The sequence below is a fragment of the Bacillus sp. FSL K6-0042 genome (assembly GCF_038006685.1).
GTDB classification, from domain to species: Bacteria; Bacillota; Bacilli; order Bacillales; family Bacillaceae_G; genus Bacillus_A; species Bacillus_A pseudomycoides.
In genome coordinates this window covers 1097897-1123467 of the sequence record NZ_JBBOVS010000001.1, presented here as the reverse complement: position 1 = coordinate 1123467, position 25571 = coordinate 1097897, and the positions used below count along the sequence as shown (strand labels likewise).

Annotated in this window: 26 protein-coding genes and 5 pseudogenes; 26 read left to right on the top strand and 5 right to left on the bottom strand. The window is 33.3% G+C overall.

Translation table 11 applies throughout. From position 1 onward, the window contains the following. Window positions 1-19: 19 nt before the first annotated feature. Complete coding sequence (gene pdxR, locus MHH45_RS05945; protein WP_016114626.1) at window positions 20-1441, bottom strand: MocR-like pyridoxine biosynthesis transcription factor PdxR; 1422 nt, start codon at window positions 1439-1441, stop codon at window positions 20-22. Between the two features lie 130 nt (window positions 1442-1571). On the opposite strand from pdxR, the pseudogene MHH45_RS05940 reads away from it, so the two are divergent. From MHH45_RS05940 to MHH45_RS05930, 3 genes and pseudogenes are all read left to right on the top strand, one after another. Then, window positions 1572-1922, top strand: a pseudogene (locus tag MHH45_RS05940) (GNAT family N-acetyltransferase); the annotation flags it as partial. 79 nt (window positions 1923-2001) lie between these two features. Beyond that, window positions 2002-3131, top strand: a protein-coding gene (locus tag MHH45_RS05935; RefSeq protein WP_088093830.1) for an IS3 family transposase whose coding sequence is annotated in 2 segments (ribosomal slippage) — window positions 2002-2257 and window positions 2257-3131 — 1131 coding nt in all. Because the reading frame shifts where the segments join, the coding sequence is not laid out codon by codon here. Then, window positions 3118-3225 (top strand): annotated as a pseudogene (locus MHH45_RS05930) (GNAT family N-acetyltransferase); the annotation flags it as partial. The gene MHH45_RS05935 and the pseudogene MHH45_RS05930, both read left to right, overlap by 14 nt. 657 nt (window positions 3226-3882) lie before the next feature. On the opposite strand, the gene MHH45_RS05925 reads toward MHH45_RS05930, so the two are convergent. Both MHH45_RS05925 and MHH45_RS05920 read right to left on the bottom strand, forming a co-directional pair. Next, window positions 3883-4923, bottom strand: coding sequence for an ABC transporter permease (locus tag MHH45_RS05925; protein WP_016114628.1), 1041 nt, complete (start codon window positions 4921-4923; stop codon window positions 3883-3885). Further along, entirely contained in the window at window positions 4920-5822 is a 903-nt protein-coding gene (locus MHH45_RS05920; protein ID WP_016114629.1) for an ABC transporter permease subunit, read from the bottom strand. The genes MHH45_RS05925 and MHH45_RS05920 overlap by 4 nt, the downstream gene beginning before the upstream one ends. A gap of 139 nt (window positions 5823-5961) precedes the next feature. Between MHH45_RS05920 and MHH45_RS05915 the strand changes: the two genes are divergently transcribed. From MHH45_RS05915 to MHH45_RS05895, 5 genes are read left to right on the top strand one after another with little or no spacing between them, the layout of a single operon-like run. Then, complete coding sequence (locus MHH45_RS05915; RefSeq protein WP_016114630.1) at window positions 5962-6528, top strand: GNAT family N-acetyltransferase; 567 nt, start codon at window positions 5962-5964, stop codon at window positions 6526-6528. A 6-nt stretch (window positions 6529-6534) separates the two neighbouring features. Beyond that, window positions 6535-7083: a 2'-5' RNA ligase family protein gene (locus tag MHH45_RS05910; RefSeq protein WP_016114631.1), complete on the top strand. Its 549-nt coding sequence runs from the start codon at window positions 6535-6537 to the stop codon at window positions 7081-7083. After that, on the top strand, window positions 7080-7565 hold the full coding sequence (locus tag MHH45_RS05905) for a GNAT family N-acetyltransferase (RefSeq protein WP_016114632.1): 486 nt from the start codon (window positions 7080-7082) through the stop codon (window positions 7563-7565). Before MHH45_RS05910 ends, MHH45_RS05905 begins: the two co-directional genes overlap by 4 nt. Before the next feature lie 23 nt (window positions 7566-7588). Next, window positions 7589-7969, top strand: a complete 381-nt coding sequence (locus MHH45_RS05900; protein WP_016114633.1) for a hypothetical protein — start codon at window positions 7589-7591, stop codon at window positions 7967-7969. 4 nt (window positions 7970-7973) lie between these two features. Then, window positions 7974-8411 carry a GNAT family N-acetyltransferase gene (locus MHH45_RS05895; protein WP_016114634.1) on the top strand — a complete coding sequence of 146 codons (438 nt, stop codon included), beginning with the start codon at window positions 7974-7976 and terminating at the stop codon, window positions 8409-8411. Between the two features lie 488 nt (window positions 8412-8899). Here the strand turns inward: MHH45_RS05895 and MHH45_RS05890 are convergent, their stop codons facing one another. Next, entirely contained in the window at window positions 8900-9538 is a 639-nt protein-coding gene (locus MHH45_RS05890) for a hypothetical protein (protein ID WP_016114635.1), read from the bottom strand. Between the two features lie 280 nt (window positions 9539-9818). On the opposite strand from MHH45_RS05890, the pseudogene MHH45_RS05885 reads away from it, so the two are divergent. The 5 genes and pseudogenes from MHH45_RS05885 to MHH45_RS05865 all read left to right on the top strand — a co-directional run. After that, a pseudogene (locus MHH45_RS05885) lies at window positions 9819-9995 on the top strand (DNA repair protein); the annotation flags it as partial. A gap of 171 nt (window positions 9996-10166) precedes the next feature. After that, window positions 10167-10259 (top strand): annotated as a pseudogene (locus MHH45_RS05880) (YolD-like family protein); the annotation flags it as partial. A 143-nt stretch (window positions 10260-10402) separates the two neighbouring features. Continuing rightward, window positions 10403-10616: pseudogene (locus tag MHH45_RS05875) on the top strand (ArsR/SmtB family transcription factor); the annotation flags it as partial. Between the two features lie 302 nt (window positions 10617-10918). Next, window positions 10919-11587 carry a hypothetical protein gene (locus MHH45_RS05870; protein ID WP_088094736.1) on the top strand — a complete coding sequence of 223 codons (669 nt, stop codon included), beginning with the start codon at window positions 10919-10921 and terminating at the stop codon, window positions 11585-11587. Window positions 11588-11600: 13 nt separating this feature from the next. Then, window positions 11601-12107 carry a TIR domain-containing protein gene (locus tag MHH45_RS05865; protein WP_088094737.1) on the top strand — a complete coding sequence of 169 codons (507 nt, stop codon included), beginning with the start codon at window positions 11601-11603 and terminating at the stop codon, window positions 12105-12107. A gap of 171 nt (window positions 12108-12278) precedes the next feature. On the opposite strand, the gene MHH45_RS05860 is transcribed toward MHH45_RS05865, so the two are convergent. Next, a protein-coding gene (locus MHH45_RS05860; RefSeq protein WP_088093830.1) for an IS3 family transposase occupies window positions 12279-13408 on the bottom strand; the annotation gives its coding sequence in 2 pieces (ribosomal slippage) (window positions 12279-13153 and window positions 13153-13408; 1131 coding nt in all). 267 nt (window positions 13409-13675) lie between these two features. Here MHH45_RS05860 and MHH45_RS05855 point away from each other — a divergent pair. The 13 genes from MHH45_RS05855 (at window position 13676) to MHH45_RS05795 (ending at window position 24973) form a co-directional block, all read left to right on the top strand. Further along, window positions 13676-14176 (top strand): hypothetical protein, encoded by a 501-nt coding sequence (locus MHH45_RS05855; protein ID WP_088093831.1) that lies wholly within the window; start codon window positions 13676-13678, stop codon window positions 14174-14176. After that, the gene (locus MHH45_RS05850; RefSeq protein WP_249922697.1) at window positions 14173-16116 is read left to right on the top strand and encodes a UvrD-helicase domain-containing protein; all 1944 of its coding nucleotides are present in this window, start codon (window positions 14173-14175) and stop codon (window positions 16114-16116) included. Before MHH45_RS05855 ends, MHH45_RS05850 begins: the two co-directional genes overlap by 4 nt. Window positions 16117-16792: 676 nt before the next feature. Then, window positions 16793-17113 (top strand): ArsR/SmtB family transcription factor, encoded by a 321-nt coding sequence (locus MHH45_RS05845; protein WP_088093832.1) that lies wholly within the window; start codon window positions 16793-16795, stop codon window positions 17111-17113. Between the two features lie 185 nt (window positions 17114-17298). Further along, window positions 17299-18684, top strand: coding sequence for an FAD-dependent oxidoreductase (locus tag MHH45_RS05840; RefSeq protein WP_088093833.1), 1386 nt, complete (start codon window positions 17299-17301; stop codon window positions 18682-18684). Between the two features lie 79 nt (window positions 18685-18763). Further along, window positions 18764-18967: a hypothetical protein gene (locus MHH45_RS05835; RefSeq protein WP_088093834.1), complete on the top strand. Its 204-nt coding sequence runs from the start codon at window positions 18764-18766 to the stop codon at window positions 18965-18967. A gap of 59 nt (window positions 18968-19026) precedes the next feature. Continuing rightward, on the top strand, window positions 19027-19521 hold the full coding sequence (locus MHH45_RS05830) for an arsinothricin resistance N-acetyltransferase ArsN1 family A (RefSeq protein ID WP_088093835.1): 495 nt from the start codon (window positions 19027-19029) through the stop codon (window positions 19519-19521). A 617-nt stretch (window positions 19522-20138) separates the two neighbouring features. Then, a complete protein-coding gene (locus MHH45_RS05825) occupies window positions 20139-20486 on the top strand; it encodes an ArsR/SmtB family transcription factor (RefSeq protein WP_088093837.1) in 348 nt (115 codons plus the stop codon). A gap of 28 nt (window positions 20487-20514) precedes the next feature. Next, window positions 20515-21564: an ACR3 family arsenite efflux transporter gene (gene arsB, locus MHH45_RS05820; RefSeq protein WP_088093838.1), complete on the top strand. Its 1050-nt coding sequence runs from the start codon at window positions 20515-20517 to the stop codon at window positions 21562-21564. Between the two features lie 32 nt (window positions 21565-21596). Continuing rightward, a complete protein-coding gene (gene arsC / locus MHH45_RS05815) occupies window positions 21597-22001 on the top strand; it encodes an arsenate reductase (thioredoxin) (protein WP_088093839.1) in 405 nt (134 codons plus the stop codon). 64 nt (window positions 22002-22065) lie between these two features. Beyond that, window positions 22066-22425, top strand: a complete 360-nt coding sequence (gene arsD / locus MHH45_RS05810) for an arsenite efflux transporter metallochaperone ArsD (RefSeq protein WP_088093840.1) — start codon at window positions 22066-22068, stop codon at window positions 22423-22425. An 18-nt stretch (window positions 22426-22443) separates the two neighbouring features. Continuing rightward, window positions 22444-24204 (top strand): arsenical pump-driving ATPase, encoded by a 1761-nt coding sequence (gene arsA / locus MHH45_RS05805; protein WP_088093841.1) that lies wholly within the window; start codon window positions 22444-22446, stop codon window positions 24202-24204. A gap of 38 nt (window positions 24205-24242) precedes the next feature. After that, entirely contained in the window at window positions 24243-24524 is a 282-nt protein-coding gene (locus MHH45_RS05800) for a HesB/IscA family protein (protein ID WP_088093842.1), read from the top strand. Window positions 24525-24550: 26 nt separating this feature from the next. Beyond that, the gene (locus tag MHH45_RS05795) at window positions 24551-24973 is read left to right on the top strand and encodes a protein-tyrosine phosphatase family protein (RefSeq protein WP_088093843.1); all 423 of its coding nucleotides are present in this window, start codon (window positions 24551-24553) and stop codon (window positions 24971-24973) included. Window positions 24974-25571: the final 598 nt, after the last annotated feature.

Sequence of the window (25571 nt, the reverse complement as noted above, 5' to 3'; positions counted from 1 at the left end):
AAAAAGCTGTTCCTTGCAATTATTTTTGCAGGGAACAGCTTTTTTTTGTAAACCAAGCTTCTTTTAATAATGTTACAACAGTTTCGATTGCATCAATCGGTATCCCTCCGAAACCTAATAATACATGAGCTTCTTTTTGTAAGTTATTTACTGAATCGTATATGGATAACGGGTAAAGTTTTACATGTTTTTCAGCAGCTGATTGAATGAGTTCTTGTTCATTCATGCCGTTATGAACATGTAGTACAATGTGAAGTCCAGATTGATCCCCAAGTATATTAACACCAGTGCCCATTTGATTCACAAGTGATTTGACTAGTTTATGATGTTTTTTCTTATATAATGTACGAACGCGGTTTAAGTGCCGATCCCAATCTCCTTTTTGGATGAAGTTAGCAAGAGCAAGCTGTTGTATTTTAGAAACAGTTTGTTTGAAGATACCACCTAAGTTTTTATAAGCATCCAAAAGATGATTTGGAAGAACAATATAACCCATTCTTAAGGAAGGTAAAAATGATTTTGAAAAAGTTCCCATGTAAATAACACGTTCATTTGTATCAAGCCCTTGCAGTGAGGGAATAGGTTTTCCAACGTAGCGAAATTCCCCGTCATAATCGTCTTCAATAATATAACCAGAGCGATCATTAGCCCATTTTAATAACTCAAGCCGCCTTGATAAAGGCATAATCATGCCATATGGAAATTGATGAGAAGGTGTAACATAAGCAACGTCCGCATTGCAATTATTGAGAGATGAAATGTTCATTCCTTGCTCATCTAATGGAACAGGATGAAAAGGAATGCCGCAGCTTTGAATAATAGCTTTTACGCGGTGAAATCCAGGATTTTCGATTGCGTATGATTTTTGCTTCCCAAGTAATTGAACAAGTAACCAAAGAAGCGGCTGTGTACCAGCTCCAATAATAATTTGGTTAGGTGTGCAATGAACCCCGCGAGCATGATACAAATATTTTGCAATGTGAGTACGAAGTATATATTCTCCTTGTGGATCTTCTTTTGTAAATAATTCGTTTTCATATTGGAGTAAACATTCTTGTAGTGCTCTTTTCCAATTTGAGAGTGGAAAGGCTGTTTGATCGATGTTTCCTTGACTACAATCAAAAAAGAGCGGTTCTGTTTGTTTTTTTTCAAATTGGTAAGATGGAGCATGTTGTTTATTTGGTATAACATCTACATCTACTTCCGTAACAAATATGCCACGCTTCGGTTTACTGTCCACATAGCCTTCCGCGGATAATTGCTGATAAGCTGATTCGACTGTAATGCGGCTAACACCAAGTTGTAATGCTAAATTTCGGTGAGAAGGGAGACGTGTTCTGGCAGGGAGCGTTCCCTTTAAGATTTCTTGTTTTATGTAGTCGTAAATTTGTATATAGATGGGTGTTTTACTTTCTAATTGTAAAGGAATGGTTAAATCCATTGCATGCGCTCTCCTTTAAAGCTGACCTTATAAAAAAGAAATGAACTGCCACTTAAGGAAAGGGCAGTCTCTATTTATACTAATAATATAACATTTAGAAAATTTTATAAATAGTTAGGGGAGATTCGTGATGAATGTTAAGGAAATAAAAACAGAAGAGCAATTAGATGAGGTATTACCCGTTTTACACCAATTACGAACTGCACTTACAAAAGAGGAAGCACAGTCTTTATTTCATCAGATGAAAGAGGAACGTTATCAATTATTTTCTTTGTATAATGAAGAGAATGAGGTGGTAAGCCTTGCAGGGGTAGCGGTATGTACGAATTTCTATAATAAGAAACATGTTTTTGTATATGATCTTGTAACGGCAGAGGTTCATCGATCAGAAGGATATGGAAAGGTTCTTCTGTCGTATATAGAGGAATGGGGGATAGAAAAGGGCTGCAGTTCTATCGTTCTTACATCAGCGTTTCCAAGAAGTGGATAGGCTACACTGAACTAGACAAAAAAATTAAGGTCAAGTAGACTACAACTAATATATTTGAGGAGAATCTACTATGACGAACAATAAAAGAGAAAGAAGAACCTTTACAGCGGAATTTAAGCACCAAATGGTTCAACTGTATCAGAATGGTAAACCAAGGAAAGACATCATTAAGGAATATGGATTAACACCATCATCATTGGATCGATGGATCAATCAAAATCATACGTCTGGCTCGTTTAAAGAGAAAGATAATAAGACCGCTGAACAACTAGAGTTGGAAGCGTTGAGAAAACAAAACAAACAACTTCTTATGGAAAATGATATTTTAAAGCAAGCAGCGCTGATACTAGGACGAAAGTAAAAGTAGTGAAGAATAACCTACATAAATACTCAATATCAGCAATGTGCAATGTCCTACAATTATCAAGAGCAACGTATTATTATGAAGCCAAACAAGCACAAGATACAGTAGATGAATTGTCACCACTCGTGAAAGAAATCTTCCGAGAGAGCCGTCAGAACTATGGAACACGAAAGATAAAAGTAGAACTAAAAAAGGTAGGATATGTGATTTCACGTCGCCGTATTGGGCGAATCATGCAGAACCAAGGTTTAGTATCGAACTATACGATTGCACAATTTAAGCCGAAGAGAGTTAGCTGTAACGAAGAAAACATTTCAAACGAACTCAATCGTCAGTTCAACCAACAAGAAGAGCTGGCTGTAGTCGTAAGTGATTTAACATACGTCCGTGTGAACAAAAAGTGGAATTACGTATGTTTATTAGTCGATCTCTTTAATCGAGAAATCATAGGCCATAGCGCAGGCCAAAAGAAAGATGCCGAGCTTGTTTCACAAGCTTTCGCAACGGTGAAAACAAACTTAAATCGGATTACCTTATTTCATACAGATCGAGGAAATGAGTTCAAAAACAAGCTGATCCATGACACGTTAGAGACCTTCAAAATCCAGCGTTCATTAAGTGCGAAAGGCTGTCCATATGATAATGCGGTAGCGGAAGCAACCTACAAAATCTTTAAAACAGAGTTCGTTCGCGATCGTCATTTCACAAGTTTAGAAGAATTGATTTTAGAATTGAACGACTACGTAAACTGGTTTAACAATGTTAGAATCCATGGCACATTAGGCTATTTGAGCCCTGTTCAGTACAGGCAGGAGCACCTTAAAAAAATTGTCTAGTTTCGTGTTGACACACCAAAGTGATGCACATAGATTTTATGAAAGAGAAGGATATGATAAGGTAAGTTATTCTTTTCGTAAAGAGTTACAATAGAGAAGAAAAATAGTAGATTCTAAATGTGATAAGAAGATTAAGACATTTAGCTAATGAAAGAAAATAGGGGGAACTTATCCCCCTATTTTTTATCCCGCATTAACGAGCAGTAATACCCCCACCTCAAAATTCAGAAAAAGCAAAGAAGTTAGGTGGGGGATAAACTGCCCGTAAAAGCCCGATTCGTTCAACTAATAATCAGTGGGGGATGAAGAAAACCCCCACTGATTAAAGTTTCACTTTATGTTGTAGGCTTTGAGAGCGAATTTGTATTTCGGTTAATTATTTGTGAAGCTCATCTTTTAAGTTGAACTCAAAAAAATTAGCTAGTTTGCATAGATAAGCTAAACAATCTGCAAACTCTTTACCGAGATTTTCGCGTATTTCTGTTTTTGCTTGAAGGTAGGCTTCAAATTTAGGAACCTTGTCTTTTTTAGCCGTTCAGTTTTAGAAAAAAGCGTGGGAAATTCCTTGATCACATTCGCTACATCTGTTGTCAATAATAGATGGGTGTATAAGAGACATTATTAGCTTGCTTGAAATACGTCTCTCTTATCGTTACGACTCCAGCCTATTTCTTCTTGGAACTATTGATGCATTAATATAAAAGGCATAGATTAACAAATAGTTTTTCTCTTGTATAAGTTCAATCATTTTTTACAAATGTAACGAAGAACGTTTTCTTTCCTCTAAAGAAGCAAATGAAAAAGAATCCTTCTTTTTTACATATATTTTTTGGTCTTGAACAGGTTGCACCATTACTGCTTGTGAACTTCTTGTTTTTAGGGCATCTTGAATTCCAATAGTCATGAGTTTAATGAAAAGTATAGTAATAAAGAATGTGACGAGTGTATAAAAGATAATCCATAATGAAAGATTCATTTCATAACGATTTAATCCAATAAGGCCTGCCCAATCATTTGAGAGTGAAACAGGTTTGAACTCACCTAGATCCATTTCTTTCAGTTGTATTCCACCGATTATAATGTTAAGTAATGCTAGATGGATCATAAGTATAAGTGTTTGGACAATATGCTCCATAAATAAAACAAATGCTCGGTCTAATAATAAGACACGCAAATGTTTCTTTATAATATGAAAACGGCTTGCCCCCATTAATTGTGAGCTCATTATATAATCTTGCTTCATAAACTCATCAACTTCTGATGAAATATATAAAGAAATTGTAGGTAGAGCAATGAAAATGAGTATGATAGCTTGATAAAGTGTAAATGGAATATTTGGACTTAGCCGATCCGCATTTGATGTGATTACAATATTAGCCGGTGTGATGAGTATAAATGCGATAAATAAAGTGGGAATATAATAAAATACTTCTGAACATGCTTGGAAAAATCTTTTGCATTTTGCAGCGTATAAACTTAATAGGATACCTACACATGTTCCAAATAAAATACGTAATAAGCTAATTCCGACAGCAAATAAAATTGTGAATTTTGCCCCGTCTAAAATTTGTAAGAAAATAGATTCTCCAAAACGGTCAGAGCCAAAAGGTGGCATTAAAGATGGTGAAAAGGGTGCCTTGCCAATTAATTCATTCTTGTCATTGTAAAGCAATAGAGGTGCTTCTGGTATGCTATCTTTAAAGAACCAACTATAAATAAAGCTAGCTGTAAGTAGTACAAAAAGATAAATGAATCCGATTAAAAAGCGTTTTGATTTCCAAATAGACCTCATAGAGTTTCTCCTTTCATTTGTTTTTGCCACCTATTTATCATAAAAGAAGTGATTTGAAAAATAATATAAAACGGTAAGATAATCATGATAAGTATGATAAATGTAGAGGGAGGTGAAATAAAAGCCTTCTTAAATAAAAATTGAATGATACCTTGCATATTAAAAATAAATTCTAAAATGAACAAGTTAGAAAGTAAGAAAACAAAAATTGTTTTTAAATGGTGGAAGAAGTGAATGGATATATTTTTGAATAAATGGATACATAGTATATAACTTGATGAAAGGCCCTTTCCGTAAGCAACCTCTACATATTGTTTTCCATGTTCTTCTTTTATATATAAAATCATCATGCGAAACATTTGTAATGTAGGTAAGACTGCTAAAGATAAAATAGGGAGTAAATAAGCTCGATTTTCATTAAAAGAAATAATTGTGACAGGAGATTCCCCGAATTTCTGAAGGAACCAAATGAAAAACATTTGTAAACAAATCATCATCATCATATCAGGGATAGCTTCTAATACAAAAATAAATCTGTTAATCCACTTTTTGATAGAATCCTTTGCTAAAAAATAGAAAAACGCCATGCTAGATGAAATAAAGAGTGCAAGAACGAAAGCTACAAACAAAACAGTAAATGAATATATGTAAGGTTCTAATACGGTTGGAAATAATGGTGTTTTTTTGAAATTACCGAACTTCGCTTCTGATGATAGAACTACAAGAGACTCGGGAGAGAAAACCTGTTTTAACATAGTAAAGATCTGTTTGAAAAATTGAATTGGTTGAAAGGTGAATCCACCTTGAGTGATAAATAAATAAGGTAGATTTAATAGTAGTAAAAGTGATAAAACAATTGATGAAAGTTTTATCATAAATTGAGATGTTTTGTGTAACATCAAATCCCTCCGTCATCTTTTTACAATATTATACAACAAAGTGGGATTTATTGTTTGATTTTTCAGAAGAATGTATATTATTTTTATTATTAGTGATACATTAAATTCTAATATTCTACTTGATAGCATAGGAGGCAATATGGAACAGATATATTTACAAGGTAAAAAAGTGATAGGAAGAAAAATAGAAGAGAAAGATATACATTCTTTATATTCACAAATATATAAGGAAGAAAATCCTGAGTGGAAAAGGTGGGATGCACCATACTTTCCATTTTCTATTCAGGAATACCCGGTGTACAAGGAGAATTTACAATCTAAGTTAAGAGAGGAACCCTTGTCTCAACTTATTATTGAGGTTGATGGCGAAATAATTGGAACAGTTGGTTTCTATTGGGAATATAAGGCGTCACGCTGGTTAGAAATAGGGATCACCATTTATGACCCAGCATATTGGAATGGCGGTTATGGAACAGAAGCTTTGCAACTATATAGAGATTTATTATTCGAAAATATGGAGATTGGTAGGGTTGGATTAACGACTTGGTCTGGAAATGAACGAATGATGAAAGTTGCAGAAAAAATTGGGATGAAGTTAGAAGGTAGAATGCGAAACTGTCGTTACTATAATGGGACATATTATGATTCTATTCGAATGGGAATGATTCGTGAAGAGTGGGAAACATTAAGAGAAGCGAAGGAGTGAAGAAAGATGTACGCCGTTATTGCTACATTTGATAAGAAGTTTTCAAAGCACGTGAAAGAGATTCGGGAAGGACTAACGGACATTGTACATAATGAGGGCTTAGAGCTTCATATTACATTAGCTGATTATCATACTTTGGATTTGGAAACATATAGACATGAATTTAAAAAGTTTACAGAGAGTGTAGAGTGTTTTCTAGTTGAATTCTCTTCTGTTGGTACCTTCCCTACAAATGGAACAATCTTTTTGGCACCAACAATAACAAGAAGATTACTAGAGTTGCATCAATCGTTTCATAATCATTTTACGGATTTTCATGATCAGCCACAGTCGTATTATGTACCTGAGAAGTGGGTACCACATTGTACAATTACCAATCGTTTAGAGCAGGAGCAATTTGTTCGTGTAATGGATTTTGTATATAAAGGTTTTCGTGCACAAACGGCAGTTGTAGAAAGTTTAAAGTTAATTAAAGTGAACTATGAAAATCGGAATTCAGCTTCTTGTAGCATAGTAGCAGAATACAATTTAAAAGGAGTGGAGACATCGATATGACGTATGTAGTTAGAGAAATGAATGTAGAGGACATTACAGCTGTACAAGAAGTGGCAAAAATAGCTTGGCATGATACATATAAAGGAATCATTCCACAGGAAATTCAAGATAAATTTTTAAAGCAAGCATATTCAAATGAAATGATGAAACGACGTTTAGAACATTCATACTTACTCGTAGCAGAAGTAGAAGACCAAATTGTTGGATTTGCTAATTTTTCACCTGTAAAACATCAAAACGAAGCAGAATTAGGGGCTATTTATTTATTACCGGAGCATCAAGGAAAAGGAATTGGGACAGCTTTATTGCAAAGAGGTATCGCAATTTTAGATGGTGTTAAGAAGATTTATATTTGTGTAGAAGCGGCAAACGAAAAAGGAAAAACGTTTTATAAAGCGAAAGGTTTTGCCGTTTTAGAACAGTTTGAAGAAGACTTTGAGGGGTGCATGATGCAAACGGTAAGAATGGTGTTACATGTGTAGGGAATGTTTTAGGAGGAGAAAAGATGAAAATATTCGATTTCAGTGAAAAGGTAGGGAATCACATATCAGTGGTTCATTCTAACTTTATTATGTCAAAAATAGTAAAACATCAAGAAGATATACATATTGGTTGTATGCATTTACAACCAAAAGGAATAATCGGGTATCATGAAGCAGTTGTTTCTCAGTTGCTTCTTATTGTGCAAGGGGATGGTTTTGTTTGTGGCGCAGATAAAAAGAAAAAGAAAGTGCAACCTGGTCAAGCTGTTTTCTGGAGTAGAGGGGAATTCCATGAAACAACTACTGAAACTGGACTTATGGCAATTGTAATTGAGTCAGAGAATCTAGAAAGTAATATCCGAATGCCGATTGTAGAAAGAGAAGACGAAGGAATAGGAGGATGAAGGGATGATTCAAAAGGCGAATGAAGAGGAAGTTCAGCAAATATTAAATTTTGCAGCACAATCACTCTTTGAAGGAACAAAAGAAACGTGCCAGTTAAGCCAAGAAAAAGCGATTGAGATTACACAGCCTCTATTAGAAAAAGGAGCGTATTATTTAGTTGTAAAACAAGAGAATGTGCTAGCAGGATGGATTTTAATTGGAGAGAATACAGATTATTTTTCAGGAGAAAAAATGGGATTCATTTATGAATTATATATTTTTCCAACGTATAGAGAAAAAGGATTATCCCGAAAACTAATGAAAGTAGGAATTGATAGATTGCAAGAAAAGTATAAAGAAATACGTTTAAATGTATTCGCTGGGAATTTCGCCAAAGAGATGTATAAAGAATTTGGATTTGTTGAGAGGCAAGTAGTTATGACCTTGAAGCAAGAAAAGTAGCTTGAAGGGGGAAGAAAAGGAATATGTTGTTTATAAGAAGTATATTCTGAATTACAGTTCCAATCCGATTATTTGAATGAAATTGGTCAGAATAATGATGTATTAATCGTAAATGAAAATATGGTAAAGAGGTTGGAAAGCTCCGTATAGAAACGCAGTTGTTAGAGAGAATACGAGAGTTCAATACACTCTTCCTTCTCCGTTTAAATAACTTTGAACAGCTGATAACTTTAATTCTTCTGAATATGTATTAAAAGTTGAGCCTTTTTTAGTCATGAAAAATCCCCTCCAAGTAATAGTGTAACATCCATGTGTGCACATGGTCTTTTTTACACTGTCTACCTAAAGGGGATAATACCATTCTTTTGAAAGAATCGGTCCCTTTTTTATTTAGCTATTCGAGGGTAGTAAGACACCCACTTCAAAATTCAGCAAAAAAAGAAGTAAGATGGGGAAAGAAGAAAATTCCCGCTGATTAAAGTTTCACTTTATTGAAATAGTTGAGGAAATTGCTTTATTATTCCTTCAGTAAGTGCATCCGCCATTTCTAAAGCTTCTTTCTCAATTTTGTCATACAATTGAACACCTGCTTGATAATCTTTACTTAGAATGGCTACTGCTTCCGCTTTAGTCAATGCTAGGTGTTCATAAAACATTTTCCTAAATTCTTCTTTAGGTATATGCGGATTTACACTACTTAAAAATTCAACAATGTCGTCTGCATTGGCGTACCATTTTTTCTCTGCAATTGATGCGGCGTTTTGATTACCAGTTTTTGCTACTTTGACAAGATCGGCAGCAATCACTAAGTGATCTTTTATCAAATCACTGTATTTTTTTGCTGCATTGTCACCGTAGAAAGGTTTAAGAGAATTTCCCATATCTGGAGCGTTTTGAAGGAGGCGTGTAATCGTAAAGTTAACATCAGGTAAATTGAAAATAATGCTAATGATAGCCAATCTGGTCCAAGCAACATGTTGTTCCCATAGTGAACGCATATAACTTTTTAAATCAACTTCATTTTTACTGACACGGTAATTCCGTACGGGTGAAAATGTAGCTGTTGGATTCCAATTTAAATAAGGGGCATCGTGTGTGAAATAATAGGATTGCCAATAAGGGTACATAATGAATACACTCCTTTTTTGAACACATATATATCACGGTATGAGAACATCTATTACTATGTGCTCATGTCCAAATCATTTTTTTTCATACGTTTAGAGGGGATTGATAAGCTTTACATTCGAATTTTTGAATATAAAATGAAGTTTGACTCAGATGAAAATCATCAATTGAGAGTCAGCGCTTTTTTGTTTTAACCAATATTTTCTTAAAAAAGACTTCTAAAAGAACGTTTGTTCTTATATAATAAGAACAAACGTTCTTTTATTAAGGACGATTATCTTGTATGATTATTCTCTTTTACCTAATCGAATTATTTTGTGTGTAGATCTTCGTAGTTTTTATGCAGGTGTATCATGTATCAAAATGGGTCTGGACCCTTTGCGTACGAAGCTAGCGGTAGTAGAGGACGTAAATCGTAATGGTTCAATTGTTCTGGCAGCGACGCCACTACTTAAGAAATTTCTCTTTTTGATAATGTAATATAGCGCGAAAAAGAAATGAAACTAACAAAAGTGATGGATGAAATACGCAATCGTTTCGGTAAAAATAGTATTTTGCGTGACGTATCTTATACAAGTATCGCGACAGCAAGATATAGAAATACTTTATTATAGGGGGACATAAATCATGAATAACGCAAACATGTCAAAAGGAAGAGGGATGGTAAAGTGGACACCATTTGTATCTATGCCGGAACAATTTGCTGGTATATGTGATTTAGACCATAACCTTGCCGCTTTGGCAAAGTTATGGTTCTTTTTATTCGTGGCAAATTTATTGTTCTAAAAAAGATTATATAATTGGCCGTTATTGTATACTTTTACAACTAATAAATCAAAAAAAATTGATGAAAGGAAATTACCATGAAAGAAATTAAGTTGTACACTCAATCAACTACCCAGAACTTTGAAACGTATGAAAAGAAGTTTAAAGCATTGGCAGATCAAAAAAAGGTTACACATTTTGTATGAATTGTGTCAGCGTGAAGAAACTTGTGTATGTGATTTAACTGGTGTTCTTGAATTACCACAATCAAAACTTTCATATCATTTAAAACTTTTACTTGATGCAAATGTCAATAAATAAAAAAGTTCTTTACTGAATAAAAAAATGTTTACTGGTGTGTCATTAATAAGGAATTAGCTTTACTCAAGGTGAAATGAATGAGAGAAATGAATATATAATCATAATCTATTCATTAATCACTCTTTGGAAAATAATAGGTGAGGAAAAGGAGTGATAATATAATCCTCTTTTTGAAATATTAAAATTCTGATAATTATTTCTTGAAAAAAAATTGTGTATAATTAGAATTGTATATATTTATAAAATGAATGAAATCCGAATATCTAGATGATCTAAAAATAGGAGGGGAGATTATGTATGAAGGTAGACATAGAGAAAAAGCCACAGATAATGGTTTTATATATCCTATCGTTAACAAAATAATATCTTTTATCTACTATATAAATATAGTAGAACTTATTAAATGGATAACAATACGCTTTACATTACTTATTAACAAAGGCTCATCCGATTCTAAATATGTTGAAAGGAAAATAAGAAGAGCACGTAATATTGCTATTGATATCTTTATTGTTTTGAAATTTTTGTTTATCGGAATAATTTGGTGTGGAAAAATTGACAATATTTTTCTTACCCCAATTATAATTTATCTCTTATTTATGAATTCGTTTGTTTATTTTTATTATCATATTTGGGAAGAAGGAGCAATCAGGGGAGAGTTTGCAACTCTTCATCGTGTCAGAAGAAAGTTTATTAGCTTGTTTCAGTCAGTTTTCTTTATGGTTTTATCATACGGATATCTTTTTCAGATCCCTTTTAAAGGAGAATTTAAGTGGGATGGTTCAGAGGCAACGTTTTCAAAATCATTATTATTGAGCTTGTCAAATACCATTCCATTAAGTTATGACAGTGTGAAGGCTGTTACTGAAATTGGAAACTATATTAAAGTGTCTCAAATTTTACTATCATTTTTATTTATTACAATTATATTAACTCAATCCATTCCAAAAGCAAATAAATAGAGGGGGATCTGTAATGGCTTATCGTAATAAAACTTATATATGTTTTGATGCTGACGAAGATATGATTTATTATCAATTGATGAGAGCTTGGAAGGCAAAGGATGGTAAAGAATTTCAATTTCATAATGCTCATGACCTTTTTCCAATGCAAAATAGGAAATTAGATATTAATGATGAAATATATATAAAAAGAAAACTTCGCGAAAGGCTTCTAAATACTAAGTGTTTTATCATACTTGTTGGACAAAAAACAAGAAACCTATATAAATATGTGCGTTGGGAAATTCAAGTGGCATTAGAATTAGACATTCCTATAGTAGTGGTTAACTTAAATAAAAAGAATGGTATAGATCGTGATTTATGCCCTCCTATAATTAGAGAAACACTAGCCATACATATACCATACGTGAGAAAGGCCATTGTAAAAGGAATTGATGAGTGGCCTAGTGCCCATCAGCGTTTAAAAAGAGAAGGGAAAACAGGGCCCTATTATTATGAGGAATTTGCACAAGAAAATTAATTTATAATTTTTTATTTTGATTGCTAGGAAGTTTAATTAATAAATTAATTATTATTTAAATTCTCCTCACACTATATAAATAATCAAATCATAACAAAATAATATTTAGAATTTAAAAGACTTTATTGTTATATTTTAAGTATAGTGAAGTATTGGTGTGTCAACACGAAACTAGACAATTTTTTTAAGGTGCTCCTGCCTGTACTGAACAGGGCTCAAATAGCCTAATGTGCCATGGATTCTAACATTGTTAAACCAGTTTACGTAGTCGTTCAATTCTAAAATCAATTCTTCTAAACTTGTGAAATGACGATCGCGAACGAACTCTGTTTTAAAGATTTTGTAGGTTGCTTCCGCTACCGCATTATCATATGGACAGCCTTTCGCACTTAATGAACGCTGGATTTTGAAGGTCTCTAACGTGTCATGGATCAGCTTGTTTTTGAACTCATTTCCTCGATCTGTATGAAATAAGGTAATCCGATTTAAGTTTGTTTTCACCGTTGCGAAAGCTTGTGAAACAAGCTCGGCATCTTTCTTTTGGCCTGCGCTATGGCCTATGATTTCTCGATTAAAGAGATCGACTAATAAACATACGTAATTCCACTTTTTGTTCACACGGACGTATGTTAAATCACTTACGACTACAGCCAGCTCTTCTTGTTGGTTGAACTGACGATTGAGTTCGTTTGAAATGTTTTCTTCGTTACAGCTAACTCTCTTCGGCTTAAATTGTGCAATCGTATAGTTCGATACTAAACCTTGGTTCTGCATGATTCGCCCAATACGGCGACGTGAAATCACATATCCTACCTTTTTTAGTTCTACTTTTATCTTTCGTGTTCCATAGTTCTGACGGCTCTCTCGGAAGATTTCTTTCACGAGTGGTGACAATTCATCTACTGTATCTTGTGCTTGTTTGGCTTCATAATAATACGTTGCTCTTGATAATTGTAGGACATTGCACATTGCTGATATTGAGTATTTATGTAGGTTATTCTTCACTACTTTTACTTTCGTCCTAGTATCAGCGCTGCTTGCTTTAAAATATCATTTTCCATAAGAAGTTGTTTGTTTTGTTTTCTCAACGCTTCCAACTCTAGTTGTTCAGCGGTCTTATTATCTTTCTCTTTAAACGAGCCAGACGTATGATTTTGATTGATCCATCGATCCAATGATGATGGTGTTAATCCATATTCCTTAATGATGTCTTTCCTTGGTTTACCATTCTGATACAGTTGAACCATTTGGTGCTTAAATTCCGCTGTAAAGGTTCTTCTTTCTCTTTTATTGTTCGTCATAGTAGATTCTCCTCAAATATATTAGTTGTAGTCTACTTGACCTTAATTTTTTTGTCTAGTTCAGTGTAGCCTATCCAATTTTACAAAGATAAGGAAAAGAGCAAAAACATAAAAAGTGATAAAAAGGTTCTGATTATTGTAGATGAGTTTGATTTAAGGAAAATAGTCGGGGAGAAAATTGATAGTAATGATTATAATGAATTAATAGGTCAAACATTCACGTCAATGACTAAATTTAAAGGTGAAATGGAGAGGTATTCTATAACGTTGGGTAAGGAACAAGAAACTATGTTAAAAGAATCCCTTTCAAAAAATATTAATCAAGATATAGTAATGAAACTAAGAGAAAATAAAAAATCGCATATCGAGTCGGACTTTGAAGAACTAGAAGCTAATGTAAGTGTTTTTGTTGCCCCTCATTGGACGCTGGAATATGAGTTGGCTCTAAGTTCTTTAGGTGTAACACTTGCGGAAGTAATTCATTCAATTCGCTATAAACAACCAAATAGTGAAGCAAATCAACAAAAATTAAATGAAATTATTACAGAATTAAAAAATGATGATACGAGAGAAGAAGCTGCTTATAAGGTATATAAACCTTTGAATGATAAATATATTTCTAAAGCTATAGTAGCTCAACAACTTGCAAAAAGAATAGAAGAAAATCAAAAGGTACTTAAAGGGAAAGTGTTAGAAGACCCCTATTTAAATTACTTAATAAAAGCAATTTATCATGTTACAGAACCACCAAAAGGGGGAGAAGTATGATGACGCTATTAGATGTGGAACACGTGGAGACAAAATTGTTAGAAGAAGATTTAATAAAAGAGTTAAGAAATATTGAAAAAATTATACTCCCTGTCAATTGTGAATTTTCAAGTGAACAAAGATCTGTAATCTTGGCAGAGAAGAATGCAAATATTATTGCGGGACCAGGTAGTGGAAAAACAACAGTTTTAATAGCTAAAATCGCATTAGTTATTAAACGAATAAAAGATAGCAAGAAAGAAAAAGGAATATGTATTATTACACATACAAATGTAGCTGTAGATGAAATTAAAAACCAGTTAAGAAAAATTGGAATATCAGATCTTGAATATCCGAATTTTATAGGTACTATACATGAATTTTTTAATTACTTTTTTGCTCATAAAGCTTATCAAGAACTTTATCCAAATAAAAAGGGAATAGTGTACGATGAAGATATGTATAAAAAGCAATTTATAGAGATTTTTGAAGAATATAAACCTTTAACTTATACATATGCTCCGCCAACAAGTAGGATAAAAGAAACTTATTTAGAATTTTATGATAAAAGTAAAATTGATATATTAGGTTACTGTGGTGATGGTTATAAGGACGCATTAATTGATACATTTAAAAACATGTTAGAAAAGGGGATTTTTAGACATAATGATATATTATCTTTTTCAAGATGGTATATAAAAAAGTATGAAAAACAAGTGAAAAATGCATTTGCAAACCGATTTTCATGGGCATTTATTGATGAAGCACAAGATACGAGTAATATTCAATATGATTTGTTAAAAAGAATATTTAACAACGAATCAACAATATTGCAGAAATTTGGAGATCCTTATCAATCACTTTATACAATGTTTAGTAATAAAAAAGATGCGTGGATACCATCACAAGAAAAAGAAGTGGATCCAATCGAGTTATCCTATAGTACAAGATTTGGGAATAGTATTTCAAATGTGCTGAAAACAGCATGTATAGAAGAATATACTGCTTTAAAAGGTAATCCCAATATAAAATCCTTTAAACCGTATTTATTGTTGTATAAATCGAAGGAAAATGTAATAGAGGAATTTCTAAATATAGTAAATAGTTTATCAGAAAAACAAGTAGAATTTAGAGATAGTAATAAAAAAATAGGAGTAGTCGGTTTATACCACGATGAAGTTAAAAGTTATCATAAAAAATATAAAAAAAATAGCGATGTAAAACCTAAAACTGAAACAATAATTAAAAGCTTTTATGAATTAATGATAAAAGGGATGTTAATGTATATAAAGGAACATGCACCCAAAGAAAAAGCAGCGTATTCGAGTAAATATTTTTATGATGTATTAAGAAAACCAGAGTACTTAAGTATAAAAGCTCATATGGCAGTATATATAAAAGAGGTTTATTTAAATAAAGGAATAGTAAGCGAGCGTATAAAAGAGAAAATTATTGAAATGTATAAAGAAATTGTTGAATTGGAAGGAATAATATTTAAGAGAGATGATTTGTTAAACAGAGCTATTAATTATGTCTGTGATCATACTGAAAGAATTTATATTAGCTATCAAAGGAATCAAGAGCAATCTATATCTGAGCAGATTGAACAAAAAGAGCAAGAAATCTATTTTGGAACAGTCCATGCAGTGAAAGGGGAAACACATAAAGCGACTCTTCTTTTAGAGTCCGAAGTACCAAAAGGAGATTATAATAATCCTGAATTATTCTATGATTGTACTGAGATTTTCGAGTTTTTAATTGGTGAGTATTGGGATTATACAAAGTCTGATCGGAAATTATATGAAGTAATCAGAGATGGATTAAAAACGGCTTATGTTGCCTTAAGTAGACCGACACATCTGGCGGCAGTAGCTATTAACAAGCAGAACTTTGGAAAGAGTTTAGATGAAAAAAAACAATTAGCTATGCAAGCTGGATGGGAAGTTATAGAGTTGAGCTAAAATTACTACGTACTGCTGTTGCTTTTAAACACAGTTAAATTGTCTATAAAAGCCGAATTGAAAAGTTTTCATAAAGAAAACTTTTCTTCTTGCATATGGAGTATTATTGAAGGTGATTTTGAATTTTATCATCTCTTGTATAATAAAAAGGGTGGATAAAGGCTGGATTGATGTATTATAATCAATATTTTTCCCTTTACTGTTGAGAAATAGAATGTTGTTTCACAAAGAAGTTTTTTCAGTATATTCAATAATAATATTTTGATTAATATTCTTTCAAAGCATGCTCTTTCTAATCGTTTTTTATCAATTCACAAAGCTTATAGTTATTACTGTTATATGGACCTTCGGGTATAGTTAAAACAGGAATATCAATATATTAAATAACTTAGTTTTTTCAGTCATGATGAGTAACAACTAATTAAAGAGAAGAAAATTTAGGAAATAACACTACAAAATATTTATCAATTTAATAAGGTAGGTTGAATCGAGGGAATATTCGGGAATTTATGATCGTACCACTGATAGAAATTGTATAATTTTAAGGTAATGTTCGTTTACATAGGTATGTATTATTTGGATATGATAAATCGATTTTTTTGATATATCAGTTGCAAAAAGAAATGGAAATGTATATATTGGATATATCAAAAAAAATTGATGAAAGGAAATTACCATGAAAGAAATAAAATTGTATAATCAATCAGCTACACAAACTTTTGAAATATATGAAAAGAAGTTTAAAGCATTAGCAGATCAAAAAAGGTTACACATTTTGTACGAATTGTGCCAACGTGGAGAGACTTGCGTATGTGATTTAACGGGTGTTCTTGAATTACCACAATCAAAACTTTCGTATCATTTAAAGCTGTTACTTGATGCAAATCTTATTACAAAAGAAACAAAAGGAACATGGAGTTACTATAATATTAATAAAAAAGAAGTAGACGCACTATTATCTGAGCAATTATGCTGTATATTTCGTCCTATGTCATAATTTTGGTTGGGACGAAATAGCATTTTAATATATCTTAAATCAACTTTTTTTGATTAATATTACATTTTCGATAAGCGATTAAATTGGGTATTCATTATGGTTTTTAAATCAATTTTTTTTGATTTAGAGAATCTGATTAAAGAACTATACTTACAAATTTAGATAACATAAGGAGGATTTTTTTTATGAAACCTATTCAACTTTCATTCAAAGTACAAGAGTGCTGCGGTACGGAAAATCAAACATTACAAAACAATACTGATATGCAGGGATTAAAACAGTTACCAGTTGCCATTATTGGGGGAGGTCCTGTAGGTTTAGCTGCAGCTGCACATTTAGCAAAACATGGTGAATCATTTATCTTATTAGAAGCTGGGGAAAATATAGGTTCAAACATCCTTACATGGGGCCATGTGCGGTTATTCTCACCTTGGCGATATAACATAGATAAAGCAGCTCTAGCTCTTCTTGAACAACATGGCTGGGAATCACCAGACAAAAAAACATTACCAACAGGAAAAGAAATTGTAGAACAATACTTACAGCCAATTGCGAACCTGCCAGAAATTAAACCATTTATCCACTTGAATACAAAGGTGTTATCTATAGGTAGGAAAGATACGGATAAAATGAAAACAGCAAATCGTGAAAAAATGCCATTCATGATCTATACAGAAAAAGAAGGTGTACTTCAAGTTTATGAAGCTAGAGCAGTGATAGATTCTTCAGGTACGTGGGGGAATCCAAATCCGGCAAATTCTAATGGTATTTGGTTGAAAGAAGAGCAATCCCTTAATGAGCATATTTTTTATGGTATTCCAGATATATTAGGAAACGAACAAAAGCGATATGCCAATAAGCATGTAGCTGTCGTTGGAAGTGGTCATTCTGCAATCAATGCTTTATTAGAGTTGGCAAAATTAAAGGAATCTTATCCAGGAACTAAGATTGTATGGATTATGAGAAAGCAACGTGTGGAAGAAGCATACGGGGGAGAGGAAAAAGATGCTCTTGAAGCACGTGGTACTTTAGGTAGCCGCATTCATCAATTGGTTGATGAAGGAAACGTAGAAGTAATGACACCATATAAAATTCAATACGTAGCTAGAACAAAAAATGGAATGGACATTGTAGGTCATCAAGATGAACAAGAAATAAAAATTACTGATATCCATGAGATGATTGTAAATACAGGGAATCGTCCTAACTTATCTATGATAAGTGAAATACGTACTTCAATTGATACTGCTACTGAAAGTGTAGAGGCGTTAGCGCCACTAATCGATCCTAACCTTCATAGTTGTGGTACTGTTCGCCCTCATGGTGAAAAAGAGCTTCGACACCCAGAGAAAGATTTCTATATTGTAGGTTCAAAAAGTTATGGACGAGCGCCTACATTCCTTATGGCGACAGGATATGAACAAGTTAGATCTATAGTTGCTTACCTTACTGGGGATTATGAGGCAGCTGAAAAAGTAGAACTTGATTTGCCAGAGACTGGTGTTTGTAGTGTGAATTTAAATTCTAATAAAGTTGATGATTCATGTTGTGGTACAGAATCTTGTTGTTAAGGAGAATAACTGTAAGGAGGCGTAATTTATATTACGCCTCCTTACAGAATAATTAAGTTGGAGAGGAGAACAAAATGAAATGGTTATTAATCATGCGGGTAATTTAAAAAAAGACTATTTTGTATCCTATATAAGATTAATAATGAACGCCCACCAATGTAATGTTGAAAATGCAAAAGATTATATTTTTCAAAATATGTTCAAACTCGAAACAAACAGTTTAGGAAAGAAAACTTATCAGAGTTTCCTTGAAGCTTATCAAGAATTGAAACAACCTAATTAAATTAATAAATTTTATAAGAAAATTATGAGATAAATAAGAGATATTAGGGGGAGATATGTATGGAGATTAGGAGAGCAGCCGAACAAGATGTACACGAAATTATGACTATTTATAATGAGGGTATCGAGGATCGTATTGCAACTTTAGAGACAGAAATAAAAACAGATACATATGTGATGGAATGGCTATTTCAACGAGAAAAAAGATATTCGGTAATTGTCATAGAAGAGAATTCTAAAATTGTAGGTTGGGCTTCTATTAATCCATATAGTCATCGATGCGCTTATCGGGGTGTAGGGGAGCTATCTATATACATAAAGAGAGAGTATCGTGGAAAAGGTTTGGGACAGAATTTACTTTTAGCTTTAGAAAAGACCGGACTGCAAAATGAATTTTATAAATTTATTTTATTTACTTTTTCTTTTAATAATCTAGGGCAAGGGCTATATCGTAAAATGGGGTATCGTGAAGTAGGAGTGTTTGAAAAGCAGGGAATAATGGACGGCGAGCATGTAGATGTGATGATCATGGAAAAATTGTTATCTGCAGAATAAATAAAACTGTATCTGAAATTTAAATGGTAAAGGTATTTACACATTAGATGAGTATGTAAATACCTTTATAACGCAATTATTTACATATACATCGAATCCTTAAGTATAGTTCAAATAATTAAATCCGTATATTAGTAGGGGATTAATAAACTTTATCACCCTTTATATAGACATATAATTATTTACTTATGATATGATTTTAAAAAACACTTAAGAATTATGTATTAAAAAATGGGGGGATAGGATTGTTAGATGAATTGCTAATTGTAGGTATATATCTTTTGATAATTTACATGTGTTCATATGTTACGCTTGAATATAAGAAAAATAAAATGAGTAAGCAGCACTTTCTAATATGGTTGATATTTATTTTTTTAACAGGACCTATAGGATTTATCGTTTATATTTTTTGGGATAAGAAAAAAAGTACAAATATTAAATAAGGAAATTGAATGTAAAGATTCTGTAAAGGTGAGAGTTTTCAGTTGAATATATAAGCAAATAGTTATATACTTATTTTGAAAGTGAGAATAAGTTAATTTGAAGGAATAATACGTTTTATTTTTACACAACATATAAGCATATGCTTATGTAATTATAATGAGGTAGGTGTAGATATGGAAAAAACAGTTATAGAATTAACAAGAGCATCCCAATTATTGAAACTATTAGGAGATAAAACAAGATTAACAATTGTATCAATCCTTAAACAACGTGAATGCTGTGTATGTGAACTTCTTGAAGTATTTGATATGAGCCAACCTTCTATCAGTCAGCATCTTCGAAAGTTAAAGGATTTAGGTTTAGTACAGGAAGAGCGTAGAGGTCAGTGGATTTATTACTCTTTAAATCAAGCAAGTGATTTATATGCACTTTTAGAGGATATTTTAGCGCATGTATCTGACCAAACAGAGAAAATTAAACAAATTGAGAAGAGCAATCCTACACTCCGGTGTGGTTGTTAATAAATAGTTAGAAAGGGAAGTGAGAAGGATGAGCAACACGGGGAAAAAACGTCTGTCTTTCCTAGATCGATATCTAACCCTATGGATTTTTCTTGCGATGGCAGTAGGAATTGGAGTTGGATATCTATCACCTGGATTCGTTGATGGAATGAATAGTTTACAGGTAGGAACAACGTCTATTCCACTTGCGATTGGCCTAATTTTAATGATGTACCCACCGCTTGCAAAAGTTCGCTACGAAGAAATGGGGCGCGTTTTTAAAGATGTAAAAGTATTAATATTGTCATTGGTACAAAACTGGATTATTGGTCCTGTTTTGATGTTTGCTTTGGCTGTTATATTCTTACCAGATAAGCCGGAATATATGGTGGGCTTAATCATGATAGGTTTAGCTCGTTGTATTGCGATGGTTATCGTATGGAATGACTTAGCGAAAGGTGATACAGAATATGCGGCAGGATTAGTAGCATTTAACTCTGTATTCCAAATGTTATTTTTCTCAGTATACGCTTATGTGTTTGTAACAGTCATTCCAGAATGGTTAGGAATTGAAGGTGCTGTTGTAGATATAACAATGGCAGAGGTTGCAAAATCAGTGTTTATATATCTAGGAATTCCATTCATCGCAGGGATGCTAACACGCTTGATTTTTGTAAAAACGAAAGGACGAGAATGGTATGAAAAAGTATTCATTCCAAAGATTAGTCCAATTACTTTAATTGCATTACTATTTACAATCATTGTGATGTTCTCTCTAAAAGGAGAAGTGATTGTTAGCGTACCATTTGATGTTGTACGTATTGCAATTCCATTACTCATTTATTTTGTAATCATGTTCTTTGTCTCTTTCTTTATGGGCAAAAAGATCGGTGCAAGTTATGGAGTATCAACAACATTAGCGTTTACAGCTGGAAGTAATAACTTTGAATTAGCGATTGCAGTAGCTGTAGGTGTATTTGGAATTCAGTCAGGTGCAGCGTTTGCAGCAGTTATCGGGCCTTTAGTCGAAGTTCCAGTTATGATAGCACTTGTAAATGTAGCACTTTGGTTCCAGCGTAAATACTTTCAAACACAATAAAAATAAACATTCATAATAAAGGTGGAATCATCATGGAAAACAAGAAAACAATTTACTTTTTATGCACAGGTAACTCATGTCGTAGCCAAATGGCAGAAGCTTGGGGTAAAAAATATTTAGGTGACAAATGGAATGTACTTTCTGCTGGCATTGAGGCACACGGAGTAAATCCGAATGCAATTAAAGCAATGAAAGAAGTAGACATTGATATTTCGGATCAAACATCTGATATTATTGACCGTGAAATTTTAGATAAAGCAGATCTAGTTGTAACACTTTGTGGTCATGCAAATGACGTATGTCCAACAACACCACCTCATGTAAAACGAGTTCACTGGGGATTTGATGATCCAGCGGGTCATGAATGGGCTGTATTCCAAAGAGTTCGTGATGAAATTGGCGCACGCGTTAAAAAGTATGCTGAAACAGGAGAATAATTGAAAACAAAATAGGCCGAGAATTCTTTCGCGGCTTTTTTATAAAGAAGGGGAGAAATCAGAGATGAAAAAGATTGAAATTTTTGATCCTGCAATGTGTTGTTCTACTGGAGTTTGTGGTCCAAGTGTTGATCCAGAGTTAATCCGTATTTCAGTTGCTGTTAACAACTTGAAGAATAAAGGAATTGATGTGACTCGTTATAATTTGGCAAGTGAACCAGATGCATTTGCCAATAATGTTGTAATCAGTCAACTATTAACAGATAAAGGACCAGACGTGTTGCCTGTAACTTTGGTAGATGGAAAAGTAGTAAAAGAAACAAGTCACCTGACAAATGAAGAACTTACACAATTAATAGATATAACAGTAGAAGAGTTGAGTCAAAAGCCAGTCGTACGTTTAAAGTTAAACGTGAAAAAATAGAGAAAGAAGTGAAAGGCAATGACAAACTTATATAACCCAAACACAATAGCATTCACACCATTTTTGTTCTTTACTGGTAAAGGCGGAGTAGGAAAAACATCTACTGCATGTGCAACAGCTATTACGTTAGCTGATATGGGGAAAAAAGTTTTATTAATAAGTACTGACCCAGCTTCTAATTTACAAGATGTGTTCGAAATAGAACTTACGAATATACCGAAAGAAATTCCAAGTGTTCCAAATCTACAAGTAGCAAACTTAGATCCTGAAACAGCAGCACATGAATATAAAGAACGTGTTGTTGGTCCATACCGTGGAAAGCTCCCTGATGCTGTTATTGCAACGATGGAAGAGCAATTATCTGGAGCTTGCACAGTAGAAATGGCCGCATTTGATGAATTCTCTACGTTACTTACAAATAAAGAGTTAACATCGAAATTCGATCACATTATATTTGATACAGCACCAACAGGTCATACGTTACGTCTTCTTCAACTTCCTACGGCTTGGAGTGGTTTCCTGGAAGAAAGTACTCATGGAGCTTCTTGTTTAGGACCATTAGCAGGACTTGGTGATAAAAAAGAGTTATATAGTCAAACGGTTCAGGCACTATCTAATCCGAATCAAACGATGTTATTGCTTGTCACACGACCAGATAGTTCTCCATTACAAGAAGCAGAACGAGCAGCTCATGAATTAAAAGAAATTGGTGTTAGTAATCAATTTCTACTTGTAAATGGGATTTTGAAAGACTATATGCAAAATGATAATGTCTCAAATGCACTGTTTAAGAGACAATCACGCGCGTTAGAAAACATGGCAGAAGAATTAAAAAATCTTCCTACTTATGAAATTCCATTAGTACCGTTTAATGTTACTGGGATAGAGAATATGAGAAAACTGGTTCAACCAATGGGAAATCTCTCGATTTCGGATGAAGAAACAAATACCGTCTCTATTCCTTCACTTCAGACATTGATTACTAATCTTTCAGAATCAGGAAAAAGAGTTATTTTTACAATGGGAAAAGGTGGTGTCGGAAAGACTACGGTAGCTTCAGCAATTGCAGTAGGTCTGGCGGAAAAAGGACACCATGTACACCTCACTACAACTGATCCCGCAGCACATATTGATTATGTCATGCATGGAGAACAAGGGAATATTACGATAAGTCGAATTGATCCAAAAGTAGAAGTTGAAAACTATCGTAAGGAAATCATAGAGCAAGCAAAAGGTACAGTTGATGAAGAAGGTTTAGCGTATCTTGAAGAGGACTTACGTTCTCCTTGTACGGAAGAGATTGCAGTCTTTCGTGCTTTGGCCGATATTGTTGAAAGAGCTAATGATGAAATTGTAGTAATTGATACAGCACCAACAGGTCATACATTATTGTTACTAGATGCAGCACAAACGTATCATAAGGAAATTGCACGTTCTACGGGTGAAGTACCACAGTCTGTGAAAAACTTATTACCACGTTTGCGTAATCCAGAAGAAACAAGCGTTGTAATTGTAACACTTGCAGAAGCAACACCAGTTCATGAAGCAAGCCGTCTACAAGAAGACTTAAAACGTGCGGATATTACTCCGAAATGGTGGGTTATCAATCAAAGTTTTTACGCAACACATACAAGTGATTTCGTGTTAAGAGGAAGAGCACAGTCCGAAATACAGTGGATTCAAGACGTACAAAAGGAATCACAAAATAATTGTGTTATCATCCCTTGGCAATCGGAAGATATTGTAGGATATGAGAAGCTTAAAGAGTTAGTAAAATAAAACATTTTAATTAGTTACTGTGAAGGGGAGAAATAAAAATGAATATTACAGATAAAGCAAAAGAGTTTATTGAAATTGCTATGAAAGAAAATGGTGTTACAACATTACGTTTTACATTTGATGGTGCCGGATGCTGTGGTCCTAGCTACGGTATTAATTTAGGCGAAGCACAAGAAAATGATGTCACAGAAACAGTAAACGGAATTCTAGTTGCTATGGATCCAAAGGTTGTTGAATTAGTAAATACATTGACACTAGACTATGTAGAAGACCAACAAGGTGCAGGCCTTGTTATCAGTGGCGGATCTAACTGCTGCTAAATAATAATTGAAGGAGACTAACAAACATGACTAACTATCACGAACTCGTAAAAGGAAAAGTATATATTGGTGGAGTGGACGCAATACAAGAGGCAGTAAAAAAGCATGGGATTACAGAGGTGTTTGACTTACGTGCTGGAGGAGAAGAACCAGAAGGATTTCCGTCTGGAACTAAACGTCATGCTTATCCTATCGTAGAAGGTGTAGAAGGACAAGATGAATCAGTAAGAAATGCAATTGCAGCGGTCAAAGAAGCTGTTGAACAAGATAAAAAAGTATTTTTCCATTGTTCTGGTGGGCGTAATCGTACAGGTACAGTTGCGACAGGGCTATTATTGGAACTAGGTCACGTTTCTACAGTAGAAGAGGCTGAACAAAAAGCAAAAGAAATTCGTTCCTGTATTAATATTAAACCAGAAATGAAACAAGTATTGAAACGCCTATACTAAATAATTATCAAAGCCTCAAAAAACAAAGTTTTTTGAGGCTTTTTTATATAGTTAGGACGGATAAATAGAGAATTTTTTAGTAGATGTTCTTATTAAAGAAATGAGGAAAATATGTGCCGATTTTTCGGAAGGACTGATAAAAAGCATTAATAAAACTTTTCTCAAAAGAAGGTTCTTTATATTGAGGGAAAAGTAGGAAGAGTATAAAACGATATATAAGTTAGATTTATAATTGGAGGTTATAAAATTCTGAAAAATAACAAAAGAATAGTTTTATTTTATAAAAAACAGTCTAGAATAGTAGGGCTAATTTCTTTTAACGAAAAAAGGCTGTGAAAGAATATGAAGTTTTTTCAAAGTAATCTTAGTCTATTTTATCCTGTTTCTTTCAAAGGTATCGAAACAAATATGTGTGAGAGTTTAACAACTTATATTATGAGTTTGTCGGGAGAACACATATGGAATTGAAAGGTTTTCTTTTAAAAAGGTTAGACCTGTCCCTATCAAACGTCATAAAAATACTAGGGGATGATAGTAAAGTCTTAATATTTAACGTCCGAGACATATGTAGATTTATTGTAAAGTAACATTGAAAATA